This is a genomic window from Pelomonas dachongensis, from assembly GCF_043555865.1.
Taxonomy (GTDB): Bacteria; Pseudomonadota; Gammaproteobacteria; order Burkholderiales; family Burkholderiaceae_C; genus Pelomonas; species Pelomonas dachongensis.
Genome location: NZ_JBIGHY010000007.1, coordinates 31,285 through 43,440 on the forward strand (window position 1 = coordinate 31,285; position 12,156 = coordinate 43,440).

12 protein-coding genes and 1 tRNA gene are annotated in these 12,156 nt (G+C 69.3%); 8 read left to right on the plus strand and 5 right to left on the minus strand.

The window, feature by feature from the left end; translation table 11 throughout:
* Nucleotides 1–10: 10 nt before the first annotated feature.
* On the minus strand, nucleotides 11–364 hold the full coding sequence (locus ACG02S_RS18375) for an HU family DNA-binding protein (protein WP_474103951.1): 354 nt from the start codon (nucleotides 362–364) through the stop codon (nucleotides 11–13).
* A 102-nt stretch (nucleotides 365–466) separates the two neighbouring features.
* Between ACG02S_RS18375 and ACG02S_RS18380 the strand changes: the two genes are divergently transcribed.
* Entirely contained in the window at nucleotides 467–2,521 is a 2,055-nt protein-coding gene (locus ACG02S_RS18380; protein WP_394471936.1) for a putative bifunctional diguanylate cyclase/phosphodiesterase, read from the plus strand.
* 59 nt (nucleotides 2,522–2,580) lie between these two features.
* Here ACG02S_RS18380 and ACG02S_RS18385 read toward each other — a convergent pair.
* From ACG02S_RS18385 to ACG02S_RS18395, 3 genes are all read right to left on the minus strand, one after another.
* Nucleotides 2,581–2,665: transfer RNA gene (locus ACG02S_RS18385), tRNA-Leu, on the minus strand.
* A gap of 54 nt (nucleotides 2,666–2,719) precedes the next feature.
* Nucleotides 2,720–4,207 carry an L-piperidine-6-carboxylate dehydrogenase gene (gene amaB, locus ACG02S_RS18390; RefSeq protein WP_394472212.1) on the minus strand — a complete coding sequence of 496 codons (1,488 nt, stop codon included), beginning with the start codon at nucleotides 4,205–4,207 and terminating at the stop codon, nucleotides 2,720–2,722.
* A gap of 38 nt (nucleotides 4,208–4,245) precedes the next feature.
* The gene (locus ACG02S_RS18395; protein WP_394471937.1) at nucleotides 4,246–5,340 is read right to left on the minus strand and encodes a saccharopine dehydrogenase family protein; all 1,095 of its coding nucleotides are present in this window, start codon (nucleotides 5,338–5,340) and stop codon (nucleotides 4,246–4,248) included.
* A 120-nt stretch (nucleotides 5,341–5,460) separates the two neighbouring features.
* Between ACG02S_RS18395 and ACG02S_RS18400 the strand changes: the two genes are divergently transcribed.
* From ACG02S_RS18400 to ACG02S_RS18415, 4 genes are all read left to right on the plus strand, one after another.
* Complete coding sequence (locus ACG02S_RS18400; RefSeq protein WP_394471938.1) at nucleotides 5,461–5,925, plus strand: Lrp/AsnC family transcriptional regulator; 465 nt, start codon at nucleotides 5,461–5,463, stop codon at nucleotides 5,923–5,925.
* 77 nt (nucleotides 5,926–6,002) lie between these two features.
* Nucleotides 6,003–6,575, plus strand: coding sequence for an NnrU family protein (locus tag ACG02S_RS18405; RefSeq protein WP_394471939.1), 573 nt, complete (start codon nucleotides 6,003–6,005; stop codon nucleotides 6,573–6,575).
* An 88-nt stretch (nucleotides 6,576–6,663) separates the two neighbouring features.
* The gene (locus ACG02S_RS18410) at nucleotides 6,664–6,861 is read left to right on the plus strand and encodes a hypothetical protein (RefSeq protein WP_394471940.1); all 198 of its coding nucleotides are present in this window, start codon (nucleotides 6,664–6,666) and stop codon (nucleotides 6,859–6,861) included.
* A 268-nt stretch (nucleotides 6,862–7,129) separates the two neighbouring features.
* On the plus strand, nucleotides 7,130–7,894 hold the full coding sequence (locus tag ACG02S_RS18415) for a substrate-binding periplasmic protein (RefSeq protein WP_394471941.1): 765 nt from the start codon (nucleotides 7,130–7,132) through the stop codon (nucleotides 7,892–7,894).
* A gap of 4 nt (nucleotides 7,895–7,898) precedes the next feature.
* On the opposite strand, the gene ACG02S_RS18420 is transcribed toward ACG02S_RS18415, so the two are convergent.
* Nucleotides 7,899–8,870, minus strand: a complete 972-nt coding sequence (locus ACG02S_RS18420; protein ID WP_394471942.1) for a 2-dehydropantoate 2-reductase — start codon at nucleotides 8,868–8,870, stop codon at nucleotides 7,899–7,901.
* A 77-nt stretch (nucleotides 8,871–8,947) separates the two neighbouring features.
* Between ACG02S_RS18420 and ACG02S_RS18425 the strand changes: the two genes are divergently transcribed.
* The 3 genes from ACG02S_RS18425 to ACG02S_RS18435 are packed head-to-tail and all read left to right on the plus strand — an operon-like array spanning nucleotide 8,948 to nucleotide 12,155.
* Nucleotides 8,948–11,215 (plus strand): C1 family peptidase, encoded by a 2,268-nt coding sequence (locus ACG02S_RS18425; RefSeq protein ID WP_394471943.1) that lies wholly within the window; start codon nucleotides 8,948–8,950, stop codon nucleotides 11,213–11,215.
* Nucleotides 11,216–11,245: 30 nt separating this feature from the next.
* Nucleotides 11,246–11,677: a DUF6970 domain-containing protein gene (locus tag ACG02S_RS18430; RefSeq protein ID WP_394471944.1), complete on the plus strand. Its 432-nt coding sequence runs from the start codon at nucleotides 11,246–11,248 to the stop codon at nucleotides 11,675–11,677.
* Nucleotides 11,678–11,720: 43 nt separating this feature from the next.
* Complete coding sequence (locus tag ACG02S_RS18435; RefSeq protein WP_394471945.1) at nucleotides 11,721–12,155, plus strand: VOC family protein; 435 nt, start codon at nucleotides 11,721–11,723, stop codon at nucleotides 12,153–12,155.
* Nucleotide 12,156 lies beyond the last annotated feature (1 nt).

Genomic DNA, 12,156 nt, shown 5'->3' on the forward strand with positions numbered 1-12,156 from the left:
TAGCGAAGGATTACTTCTTCTTGGCCTTGGCGGCCGGCTTCGCTGCAGCCTTGGCTGCCGGCTTGGCAGCTGCCTTCTTGGCGGCGGCCTTCGGGTCCACGGCGGCCTTGAAGCCAGCGCCCGGGGTGAACTTGGGCAGCTTGGCGGCGGCGATCTTGATCTTGGCGCCGGTGCTGGGGTTCACGCCATTGCGGGCGGCACGGGCGTGCTGCTTGAAGGAGCCGAAGCCCGGGATCGACACGGCGCCGCCCTTCTTCACGGTGGTGACGATGGCGTCCAGCAGCGTCTCGAGGACGCGGCCGGCTTCGGCCTTGCTCAGTTCGTGCTTGGCGGCCAGATGTTCGATCAGATCGGTCTTGTTCATGCGGGGGGTCTCGTCCAAAACGCGCCCGAACGGCTCGGGCGGGCGCGATTGTGGCCCATGGCGGCGGGCATACTCCGTCGGCAGAGTCCCGTATCCATCGCAATGTCCTCGCCTGTGCACTTTGCCTCTGTCCTCGACGCCCTGCCCCAGCAGGTCTGGAAGGCCGACGCGCAGGGGCGCCTGTTGTGGATGAACGCACGCCTGGCCGAGGCGCTCAATCGCCCCGACCTGCCCACGCCGCTGGCGCAGTGGCTGCACGAAGACGACCGCGCCGCCTTCGCGCAGCGCTGGGCCGATGCGCAGGCGACGGGGCGCTTCGAGCTGGAGTACCGCGTGGGCGGCCACTGGATGCTGGCGCAGGCGCAGCGTCTGGCGGAGTCAGCGCTGTGGCTGGGTACGCACACCGACATTGCAGAGCGCCGCGCCGCGGAGCATCGCCTGCATGAGGCTGATGCCATCTGGAAGCTGGCGCTGGAGTGCAGCGGCGACGGCGTGTGGGACTGGCATGTACAGGCCGGCATCGAGCACTTCTCCGACCGCTACCTGCGCTTATACGGCTTCGAGCCCGGCGACCTGGACGCCACGCCGGAGGCCTTCGATGCCCGCACGCACCCCGAGGATTTGGCCCGGATGGCGCAGGATCGTGAGGACCATTTCGCCGGCCGTACGCCGGTCTACCGCAATGAGCATCGCGTGCTGTCCAAGGACGGCCAGTGGAGATGGGTCCTCAGCCGCGGCATGGTCATCGCCCGCGATACGACCGGAAAGCCTCTGCGCATGGTCGGCACGCACACCGATATCACCGAGCGCAAGCGCCAGGAGACACTGGTCTGGCAGCAGGCACGCGTCGATGCGCTGACCGGCCTGCCCAACCGACGCGCGCTGCGCGAACGCATCGAGCGGGCTCTCGCGCAGCGCGCCTCGCGCGGCGAGGAACTCGCCGTGCTATTCGTCGACCTGGACCACTTCAAGGAAGTCAACGACTCTCTGGGCCACGACGTGGGCGACGCGCTGCTGGTGCAGGTCGCCGGCCGTCTGCAGGACTGCATGCCTGCGGACGGCGCGAGCAACGGCGCCGTGGCGCGAATGGGCGGCGACGAGTTCACCGTGCTGCTAGCGGCAGCGCAAGTTCAACCGCAAGCCGAGCGCACCGGACATGGCGTGCTGGAGGCATTGTCCGAAGCATTCCAGGTCGCGGGCGAGCGGGTGTATGTGTCGGCCAGTATCGGTGTCAGCCTGGCGCCACGCGACGGGCTGGACATCGAAGCCCTGTTCAAGCACGCCGACCTCGCGCTGTACGAGGCCAAGCGCGCCGGTCGCAACCGCATGGCCATGTTCACGCCGTCACTGCACGACGCGGCTCAGCGCCGCGCCCGGCTGGCCGGCGAGCTTCGCGGGGCGCTGCAGCTGCAGCAGCTCAGCCTGGTCTACCAGCCCATCCTGTCGCTGCGCGACCCGGCCGCACCGCCGCGCAAGGCGGAGGCGCTGCTGCGCTGGCGGCACCCGCAGCTGGGTGACGTCAGCCCCGCGCAGTTCATCCCCATCGCCGAGAGCAGCGGCCTCATCGTGGACATCGGCAACTGGGTGTTCCGCGAGGCGGCGGCCCAGGCGCAAACCTGGCGCGCGGCGGGGCACGAAGGCTTCCAGATCAGCATCAACAAGTCGCCGGTGCAGTTCCTCAGCGAGCGCGGCCACCGCCTGCAGCCCGACTGGATCTCGCACCTGCGCAGCCTGGGCCTGGGCGGCGATGCCCTTGCGGTGGAAATCACAGAAGGTCTGTTGCTGGAGCGCGACGAAGCGGTGGCCGAGCGACTACGCGCGCTGCGCGAGGCGGGGCTGGCCATCGCGCTTGACGACTTCGGCACTGGCTATTCCTCGCTGAGCTACCTCCAGCACCACGACATCGACACGGTGAAGATCGATCGCAGCTTCATCGCCGGATTGGAGAACGGAGGCAAGGCTCTGGCACTGTGCCGCGCCATCGTGACGATGGCGCGCGAACTGGCGCTTGAGGTCGTCGCTGAAGGCGTGGAGACCGAGGCGCAGATGCTGGCGCTGCGCGAGATGGGCTGCAACTGGGGACAGGGATGGTGGTTCGGCAAGGGAGTCCCCTCCGCCGAGTTCGAGGAGCGCTGGTTTCCTGCCGCCACGCGCTGATGCGCCGATGAAGCCCCGAAAAGCAAAAGGCCAGCGCTCGCGTGCTGGCCTTTCTTGTTTGGTGCCCAGGAGAGGACTCGAACCTCCACGGAGTTACCCGCTAGTACCTGAAACTAGTGCGTCTACCAATTCCGCCACCTGGGCTTTCAGGAGCCACAGACTATAGCCCAGTTTTCGGTACTCCCCGGCGAATTCGACTCAGATGTCGAACTTCACGCCCTGGGCTAGCGGCAGTTCGCTGGAGTAATTCACCGTGTTGGTGGTGCGGCGCATGTAGGCCTTCCACGCGTCCGAACCGCTCTCGCGGCCGCCGCCCGTTTCCTTCTCGCCACCGAACGCGCCGCCAATCTCTGCGCCCGAGGTGCCGATGTTGACGTTGGCGATGCCGCAGTCGCTGCCGGCCGCGCTCATGAAGCGCTCGGCCTCGCGGAGGTCGGTCGTGAAGATGGCCGATGACAGGCCTTGCGGCACGCCGTTCTGCAGCGCGATGGCTTCGTCCAGGGTCGCGTACTTCAGCGTGTACAGGATGGGCGCGAAGGTTTCGTGGCAGACCACCTCGGTCTGCGCCGGCATGCGCACCAGCGCCGGCACGGCGTAGTACGCCTCGGGGAAGCGGTCAGCCAGCGCGCGCTCGCCGCCGCTGACCTGCCCGCCCTGCTCTCGCGCCGCCTTCAGCGCGGACTGCATTGCGTCGAACGCCTGCGCGTCGATCAGCGGCCCGATCAGCGTGCCGGGCTCCACCGGCGAGCCGATAGGCAGCTGCGCACGAGCGCGGTCCAGGCGCTCGACGAGGGCATCATGAATGCTCTCGTGCACGATGACGCGGCGCGTCGTCGTGCAGCGCTGGCCGGCCGTGCCGTAGGCGCCGAACAGGATGCCGCGCACGGCCAGGTCCAGGTCGGCGCTGGGCGTCACGATGATGGCGTTGTTGCCGCCCAGCTCCAGCAGGCAGCGGCCGAAGCGCGCGGCGACGCGCGGGCCGACGGCGCGGCCCATCCGGGTCGAGCCGGTCGCCGACACCAGCGCCACGCGGGCGTCGTCCACCATCGCCTCACCCACATCGGCACGGCCGATGATCAGCTCGGACAGGCCGTCAGGCGCCGCGTTGCCGGCGGCGCGGTACGCCTTCACGGCGCGCTCGAATAGCGCCTGCGTGGCCAGCGCGGTCAGCGGCGTCTTTTCAGAAGGTTTCCACACGCAGGCGTCGCCGGCCACGAGGGCCAGCGCGGAATTCCAGGCCCACACGGCTACGGGGAAGTTGAACGCCGAGATGATGCCGACCACCCCCAGCGGCAGCCACTGCTCCATCATGCGGTGGCCGGGGCGCTCGCTGGCGATGGTCAGGCCGTGCAGCTGGCGCGACAGACCGACCGCGAACTCGCAGATGTCAATCATTTCCTGGACTTCGCCCAGACCTTCGCTGGTCACCTTGCCGGCCTCGATGGAGACCAGCGCGGCAAGCTGCGCCTTGTGCGCGCGCAGCTCTTCACCGAACAGGCGGATCAGCTCGCCACGCTTGGGCGCCGGCACGACACGCCAAGCCAGATAGGCCTCATGCGCGCGACCCACGGCGGCCTTCATGTCGGCGGCGCTGGCGGTCGGCAGCTGCGCGATGACGCCGCCATCGATGGGCGAGCGCACGGTCAGGTCGCCGGATGCAGGCAGGTGGACGCCAAGCGCGTCCATCAGGGAGAGGGTTTGTTGCTTCATGCTCGGCATTCTCTTCAGGAGATGGATTCGACCTGGCGCGATTGCTGATACGCCGAGCCGAAGCGGTTGGCCAGGAAGTCCGGCAGCGCCACTTCCTCCTGACGCACAAAGCCCCGCTGCGGCAGCCTGCCTTCGCGGAACAGGTCCACGGCGGCGCAGATGCCGGCGGCCGTCGTGATCTGGATGGCGCTCAGCGGCTGTTTGCCGTCGCGCGTCGCGAAGATCTTGCGCGCGAACACTTCCTGCAGCAGCACGCCGTTCTTCATGCCCGACACGGTGACGAACACCAGCACCACGTCCTGCATCGTCGCAGGCATGCTCTTGCGCATGATGTCCTTCAGGTTACCCTGGTCGCTCTTCAGGCCCAGGTCGCCCAGCAGGAACTGCATCAGGTCGCGGTGGCCGGGGTAGCGCACGGTCTTGTAGTCCAAGTTGCGGACCTTGCCGGCCCAGGTCTCGCACAGCGTGCCCAGGCCGCCGGAGGTGTTGAAGGCCTCGTACTCGGTGCCGTCCAGGCTGAAGTGCTCCAGCCCCTCCAAGGGCAGCGCGGCGATGGTCTCTCCCTCGTGGATGGCCTCGCAGGGGTGGCAGTACTCATTGATGAGCCCGTCGACCGACCAGGTCAGGTTGTACTTCAGCGCATTGGTAGGGAAGGCGGGCAACGCGCCGACGCGCATCTGAACGTCGCGCACACTGTCGAAGCCGCTGGCCAGGTGGTGGGCCACGATGCCGATGAAACCCGGCGCCAGGCCGCACTGCGGCATGAAGGCGGTCTTGGCGCCTTTCGCCATGTCCTTGATGGCCTTGGTGGCGGCCACGTCCTCGGTCAGGTCGAAGTAGTGACAGCCGCACTCCAGCGCCAGCTCGGCGGCGGTGATGGCCAGGTGGTAGGGCAGCGCGTTGACGACGGCGTCCTTGCCGCGCAGTTGGGCGGCCAGAGCCGCACGGTTGTCGCTGTCGACCTCGGCGGTGGCGATGCCCTCGTCGGCCAGCACCTTCAGGTAGCCGGCGTTCTTGTCGAGCACGGTGACCTGGTAGTCGCCGGTGGCGTGCAGCAGGCGGGCGATGGTCTGTCCGATGTGGCCAGCGCCGAGCAGGGCGATCTTCATGAGGGGCTCCAGGCAGGGTTTGCGTTGGGCCGCACTCTAGGCAGGGTTGCCGACGAAAGAAAGCGATGTTCCGACGAAAGCAATTGCTGATTCGTCGAATCGACGAGATGATTCGCCACTATGGATGAATCACGGGTAAATCCCCTCTCCTCGACCGACGACCTCGACCGCCAGCTGATCCTGCTGCTGCAGGCCAACGCACGGGAAAGCACGGCCACGCTGGCGCGCAAGCTGGGCGTGGCGCGCACCACCGTCGTCGCGCGGTTGGCGCGGCTGGAAGCCGGCGGGCGCATCGTCGGCTACACGGCACGACTGGGCGGCGACGAGTCCGGGCGCAGCGTGCAAGCCTTCGTGGGCATCACTGTCAGCCCTAAAGCCGGGCGCGAGGTCGTCAAGCGGCTGTCGGAACTGCCCGAGCTGCGCCAGTTGGCATCCGTCAGCGGCGAGTTCGACTACATGGCGCTGCTGCGCGCCGACACGACGGCAAGGCTCGACGCGCTGCTCGACGAGATCGGAGACATCGACGGCGTGCTGCGCACCAACAGCTCGGTGGTGCTGGCGCTGCGCGTCGACCGGCAGACCTGAATCAGGCGGAGGCCGGCGCTGCGCCGGTCTGCTCCCTAAAAAGACGGCATCATCCGCCCCGCAAAAGGAGTTCCGTCATGACCTGGCTCGCCCTCGGCCTCGCACTTTTTCTCGGCATCCACATGACACGCGCCATCGCGCCGCGCTGGCGCGACGCGCAGATCGCCCGGCTCGGCGACAAGGGATGGAAGGGTCTGTACACGCTGGTGTCCCTGCTAGGCTTCGCGCTGATCCTATGGGGTTACTCGCAGGCCCGGCTGAACCCCGTGGTGCTGTGGGCGCCCATCCGCGGCATGAACCATCTCGCCGCCTTGCTGATGCTGGTAGCGCTGGTGCTGCTGGCCGCGGCCTACGTGCCACGCAACCACTTCAAGGCGCGGCTGCAGCACCCGATGACGTTGTCGGTCAAGGTCTGGGCGCTGGCCCACCTGCTGGCCAACAACACGCTGGCCGACGTGATGCTGTTCGGCAGCTTCCTGGTGTGGTCCATTCTCGTGTTCCGCGCGGCGCGACGGCGGCCGGCCGTGGCACTGGCGACGCCCACACCAGCAGGGACAGCGGCGACCGTCGTGGCCGGTGTGGCGTTGTGGGCGCTGTTCGCGTTCTGGCTGCACGCCGCGTGGCTGGGCATCGCCCCACTGGGCCGCTGAAGCGCCGCTGATCCGGGCCGTTACGGCAGCAGACGCCAGAGCCTTCGGCAACGCCGCCAGTGCCAGCCGTGCGCTGCACGGCGCCTCGGTGCAGCCGCCGCGCGACGCGGACGCGTTCGCCGGCTGTCTGGCCCGATACGACGACCTGGCCAACCACGGCTTCGTTGTCGAGTCCGAGGGGCAACTCGCCAGTGCGAACCTGACGAATGTCGTTCTGGGTGCTTTTCGCAGCGGCCACCTCGGCGACTGCGACTTTTCCGGTCACGAGCGCCGAGGCCTGATGTGACCGCCGGTCTTGACGCTGTCGTACGCCATGCGTTCAGGCCCTCAGCCTGCACCGCATCGAGGCCAACATCCAACCTGCCAACACCGCCTCCATCGCGCCGGTGAAGCGCTGCAACTTCAAGCTTGAAGGCTATTGGCGTGCTACCCGAAGATCGCCGGCCTCTGGCGAGACCATGAGCGATGGGCGCGATTGAAGCGTTAGCACGCCAGGCAGCCGACTAGACTTGCTGCAGATGAATTGCCGCTCCCACTTCTCGAGCCGCTGCTGGATGCGCCTGCTGGCGGCGCTACTCGGGCTGGCGGCCATGGCCGCGACGGCGCAGGCCAAGCAGCCCATGACCGCCTGTGGCGAGCCCGGCCTGGGCCCGCCGTGGCTGTACCGCACGCCGGGCCAGCCGCAACAGCTCAAAGGCTTCCTGGTCGACCTCTGGACGCCGCTGTTTGCGCAGCAGGGCGTGACGCTGAAGCTGATCGGCGACCTGCCCTTCAAGCGATGCCTGCGCGCGGTCGCGCAGGGCGAGATCGACTTTGCGCTCGCGGCCTACCGCGATGAAGAGCGCGCCCGCACGCTGGCGTTTTCCGCGCCGTACAAGACCTTCACTCCACAGGTGTTCTTTCGCACGGCCAAGCCGCTGAAGATCACCAGCCGCGCCGACCTGAAGCGCTGGCGCGGCTGCGGCAAGAACGGCGCGAGCTACGCCCACTATGGGCTGGGGCCCGGCGACCTGGACCAGGGCGCCCGCAACTACCAGCAGCTCATCGAGAAATTGCTGGTCGGGCGCTGCGACTACTTCGTCGAGGAACTCGAGGTCATCGAACAGCTGGAGCTGGGCAAGGTCGACCATCTGGCCACGCCCGGCCTGGCGCACGCGCCGCTGTCGGATGTGCCGGCGCCGGCTTTCCACCTCGTCGCCGCCCGCGACAGCGCGGCTGCCGCCCTGCTGCCTCAATTGAACGCTGCGTTCGCCGACGCTCGGCGCACGGGCGAAGTCGCACGCCACTGGCGGCGCCACGCCGGCAAGCTGCCGTACTGAAAGATCAGCGACGGCAGGCGTCCATCAGCCGCGTCAGCCCCAGCAACGCATCCAGCATCGGCGTCGCCACGCCCAGCTGCTGCGCCAGCTCGCGAGGCGCGGCCAGCAGCGCGTCGGTCTCGATGGCGCGGCCGGCCTCGATGTCCTGCAGCATCGACGTCTTGAACGCGCCCAGCGAGCGCGTGATGACGTGCCGGTCCTGCGGCGACTGCGCGATGGGGCAGCCCACGCGCTCGCCGATGACCGCGGCCTCCCGCATGATGGCCGTGGTGAACTCGCGCACCAGGTCATCGGCCAGGATGCGGTCGGTCGTCGCACGCGTCAGCGCCGAGACCGGGTTGGTGGTCATGTTGCCCCACAGCTTGTAGAACACCTCGCGCTGGATGCTGTCCACGGCCTGCGCGCCGAAGCCGGCCCGCGCCAGCAGCGCGGCCACCTCGTCCACCGACGCGCTGCCGCCACCTTGCGCCTCGCCGACCAGCAGGCCGTTGCCCATCACGTGGCTGATGCAGCCCGGCGCCGTCGTGAAGCAGCTGGCGTGCACCACGCAGCCGATGACGCGCGCGGGCGGTATCAGCGCGGCGATGCAGCCGCCGGGGTCCACGCTGTGCAGCGCAAGACCCGGCACCGGCAGGCCGGCCGTGAACCACCACGGCAGGCCATTCAGCGCTGTCAGCACGCGCGTGTGCGGGCCGCACAGCTGTGCCACCTGCGCCGCCACGCCGGCGAGGGCCGGCCCCTTGACGGCCAGGATGACCAGGTCTTGCGGCCCCAGCTCCGCGGGGTCGGCGCTGACGCGCAGCGACACGTTCACCGCCTCACCGCCGCTGTGCAGGCGCAGCCCCTGCCCGCGCACGGCAGCCAGCGTGTCGCCCCGCGCAAGCGCGCTGACGTTGAGCCCTTCCAGGCGCGCGAGATGCGCCGCCAGCCATCCGCCGATGGCACCCAGACCGACGATGCAGACGTCCTTCATCATGGGGATCAGTCTCGCACGCGCGCTTGTCCGGGCCGGGGGGGCGCAGCCATCATGCGACGCTCACGCAGGAGACGACCATGGCCACCCCGACCGCCGCCAAGACCCGCATCAAGCCCCCCGCCAAAACCGCCAGCAAGGACGCCAGCAAGGCCGCCGCAACGACCATCACGCCGCGGCTGGACGCCCGCCCCGACCGCCTCGACTTGCGCGACCTGGTGTACCGCGCGCCGCTGCGCTCGCTGCCCGCCCGCTGGCCGATGGACGCCGACCTGAAGCTGCTGCTGCCTGCCTACGTGAAGGCCGGCCGCATCCTGAACCAGGGCAACGAAGGCGCGTGCACCGGTTTCGGTCTCGCCTGCGTGACCAACTACCTGTACTGGCTGCGTCATCTCGCGCTGCCGGCGCGCAGCCGCAAGGCGCCCGAGCTCGTCAGCCCGCGCATGTTCTACGAGCTGGCCAAGCTGTACGACGAATGGCCGGGTCAGGACTACGAGGGCTCGTCCTGCCGCGGCGCGCTGAAGGGCTGGCACAAGCACGGCGTGTGCTCCGAGACGCTGTGGCCCTACCCGCTGGACCGTGACGGCAACGGCACGTTCGCGCGCCCGCTGGCCGGCTGGGACGACGACGCCACCGGCCGCGCGCTGGGCGTGTACTACCGCGTCGACAAGAAGAGCGTCGTGGACATGCAGGCCGCCATCTACGAGATCGGCGCCGTCTACGTGTCGGCCGACGTGCACGACGGCTGGGGCCTGGACGCCTCGCCCGCGCCCAGCAGCCACGACAAACTGCCGCGCATCGCGCGCATGACGCAAAAAACCGGCGGCCATGCCTTCGCGCTGGTGGGCTTCAACGAGCACGGCTTCGTTGTGCAGAACAGCTGGGGCACCGGCTGGGGCGCCAGCGGCTTCGCCATCCTGCCGTATGAAGACTGGGTGACCAACGGGACCGACGCGTGGGCCGTCGCGCTGGGTGTGCCGCAGGACCTGTCCGATGTGAGGGCGCGCCAGCCCGGTGCAGCCGGCAGCGGCAAGCCGGCCAAGGGCGCCCGCGCCGCTGCCAGCGGCTTCCGTGTGATGGCCGGCGGCGGCATGTCCAACGTGGCCGGCACGCTTCGGCAGCCCGATAACCCGCGCGACGACCCCTGGCCGTTCAACCACGCGTTCGACCACGAGCCCTACCAACCCCTGCGCACCGACGAGGCCTACACGCACACGCTGGTGTCCGGCAACGACGGTCAGTTGATGGCCACCGACTTCACGCGTGAGCGCACCGACCGCGAGGGGCTGGCGCGAGAACTGGTCGTCGAGCGGCCCGCCGCGTGGTTCAAGGCCGGCAAGGCGAAGGTCGTCAAGCTCGCCCTCTACGCGCACGGCGGGCTGAACTCTGAGGTCGGCTCGGTGCAGCGCATCCGCGTGCTGGCGCCCTACTTCCTGGCCAACGGCATCTACCCGCTGTTCTTCACGTGGAAGACCGGCCCGGGCGAGACGCTGAAGTATCTCCTCGAAGATCTGAAGCACCGCATCCTCGACACCGACGAGCGCAGCGAGGGCTGGCTGGACCGGCTGCGCGACGCCGCCGCCGAGGCCAAGGACCGGGCCATCGAGGCCGTGAGCCGGCAGTTCGCGCGCGGCATCTGGAGCGAGATGCGCGAGAACGCCGCGGGCGGCGCGACGGCCGACCATGTGCTGGACCTGGCCGCCCGCCTGCTGCGCGAGCTGCGCGACACGCTGGCCAAGAACGGCCAGACGCTGGAACTGCACCTCGTGGGCCACTCGGCCGGCTCCATCCTGCTGGGCCACCTGCTGGGGCGCCTGGCGGGCCCCCAGCAGGTGGCCGTGGCGAGCTGCGAGCTGTATGCGCCCGCCTGCTCCATCCGCTTCGCCGTGCAGCACTACGGCGGCGCCCACGACGCCGGCGTGCTGCCGCTGAAACAGCTGCGCCTGCACGTGCTGAGCGACAGCAACGAACGCGCCGACGGCCTGCCCACCGCTTCGCACGACATCTACGGCAAGAGTCTGCTGTACCTCGTGTCGCGCGCGCTGGACGACATCCGCAAGCAGCCGCTGCTGGGCATGGAGCGCGCGCTGGTCAAGCCGCTGCCCGACTGGCCGCTCGACCAGTGGGCCGACGCTGCGGAACCCGACATCGCCGCCTGGCTCCAGCGGTGGCCCGCCGGCGGGCTGCTGAACCTGGTGGACACACCCAAGGTGCGCACCACCCGCACCGGCGACCAGATCCCCGCCAGCCACGGCAGCTTCGACAACAACATCGACGTGCTGACCGGCACGCTGGAGCGCATGCGCGGCGGCGCGCTGGTGGCGCCGATGGAATGGCTGGACTACTGACCCCCGATGCCCGCACACTACCGCCCCATGATGCTCGCTCGACTCGCCACCGCGCTGGCCTTGTGCCTGACCACGCCCCTGACCGCGACCCTGGCCTGCGCCAAGTCGCCCGTCGAGGACGCCGAACTGGTCGCCGTCACGGAGCCGGTGATGGCGTCCGAGCCGGCGCAGCAGCGCATGCGCCAACGCATCAAGGCCTTCGAGGCCGGCAGTCACGCCGGCCAGCCGCAGATGCTCCGCCTGCAGGACGACAGGGGCCAGCCGGTCTACCTGGTGCTGTCGATGTGCTGCGACCAGTTCAACCCGCTGTACGACGCCCAGGGCCGCTACATCTGCGCGCCGTCGGGCGGGTTTGCTGGTGGAGGCGATGGCCGCTGCCCCGCCTGGGCGCGCCGGCTGAAGGCCGGCGTCGTGCTGGCCCAGCAAGAACCCGCCAATCCCGCCTCGGCGCCGGCCCGTTGACCCAGCCCCTGCAGACCGGGCCGGCGACGGGGACAATCGCGGCATGAAATACCTGCACACCATGGTCCGCGTCGAGAACGTCGACGCCTCGATGCGCTTCTACTGCGACGCCCTCGGCCTGCGCGAGGTGCGCCGCCACGAGAGCGAGGCCGGCCGCTTCACGCTGATCTACCTGGCCGCGCCCGGCGACGACGACGCGCAGGTCGAGCTGACCTACAACTGGCCCGACGCCGACGGCAAGGGCGAGGCCTACACCGGCGGCCGCAACTTCGGCCACCTGGCCTATGCGGTGGACGACATCTACGCCGCCTGCCAGAAGCTGGCCGACCACGGCGTGACCATCAACCGCCCTCCGCGCGACGGTCGCATGGCCTTCGTGCGCTCGCCGGACGGCATCTCGGTCGAACTGCTGCAGCACGGCCCCGCGCTGGCGCCGGCCGAGCCGTGGGCCTCCATGCCCAACACCGGCTCCTGGTAAG

Bases quoted from the DNA above. Each gene is read 5' to 3' on its own strand.
- ACG02S_RS18375 (WP_474103951.1), bottom strand. From the start codon at position 364: ATGAACAAGACCGATCTGATCGAACATCTGGCCGCCAAGCACGAACTG.
- ACG02S_RS18380 (WP_394471936.1), top strand. From the start codon at position 467: ATGTCCTCGCCTGTGCACTTTGCCTCTGTCCTCGACGCCCTGCCCCAG.
- amaB (WP_394472212.1), bottom strand. From the start codon at position 4,207: ATGGACGCGCTTGGCGTCCACCTGCCTGCATCCGGCGACCTGACCGTG.
- ACG02S_RS18395 (WP_394471937.1), bottom strand. From the start codon at position 5,340: ATGAAGATCGCCCTGCTCGGCGCTGGCCACATCGGACAGACCATCGCC.
- ACG02S_RS18400 (WP_394471938.1), top strand. From the start codon at position 5,461: ATGGATGAATCACGGGTAAATCCCCTCTCCTCGACCGACGACCTCGAC.
- ACG02S_RS18405 (WP_394471939.1), top strand. From the start codon at position 6,003: ATGACCTGGCTCGCCCTCGGCCTCGCACTTTTTCTCGGCATCCACATG.
- ACG02S_RS18415 (WP_394471941.1), top strand. From the start codon at position 7,130: ATGCGCCTGCTGGCGGCGCTACTCGGGCTGGCGGCCATGGCCGCGACG.
- ACG02S_RS18420 (WP_394471942.1), bottom strand. From the start codon at position 8,870: ATGATGAAGGACGTCTGCATCGTCGGTCTGGGTGCCATCGGCGGATGG.
- ACG02S_RS18425 (WP_394471943.1), top strand. From the start codon at position 8,948: ATGGCCACCCCGACCGCCGCCAAGACCCGCATCAAGCCCCCCGCCAAA.
- ACG02S_RS18430 (WP_394471944.1), top strand. From the start codon at position 11,246: ATGCTCGCTCGACTCGCCACCGCGCTGGCCTTGTGCCTGACCACGCCC.
- ACG02S_RS18435 (WP_394471945.1), top strand. From the start codon at position 11,721: ATGAAATACCTGCACACCATGGTCCGCGTCGAGAACGTCGACGCCTCG.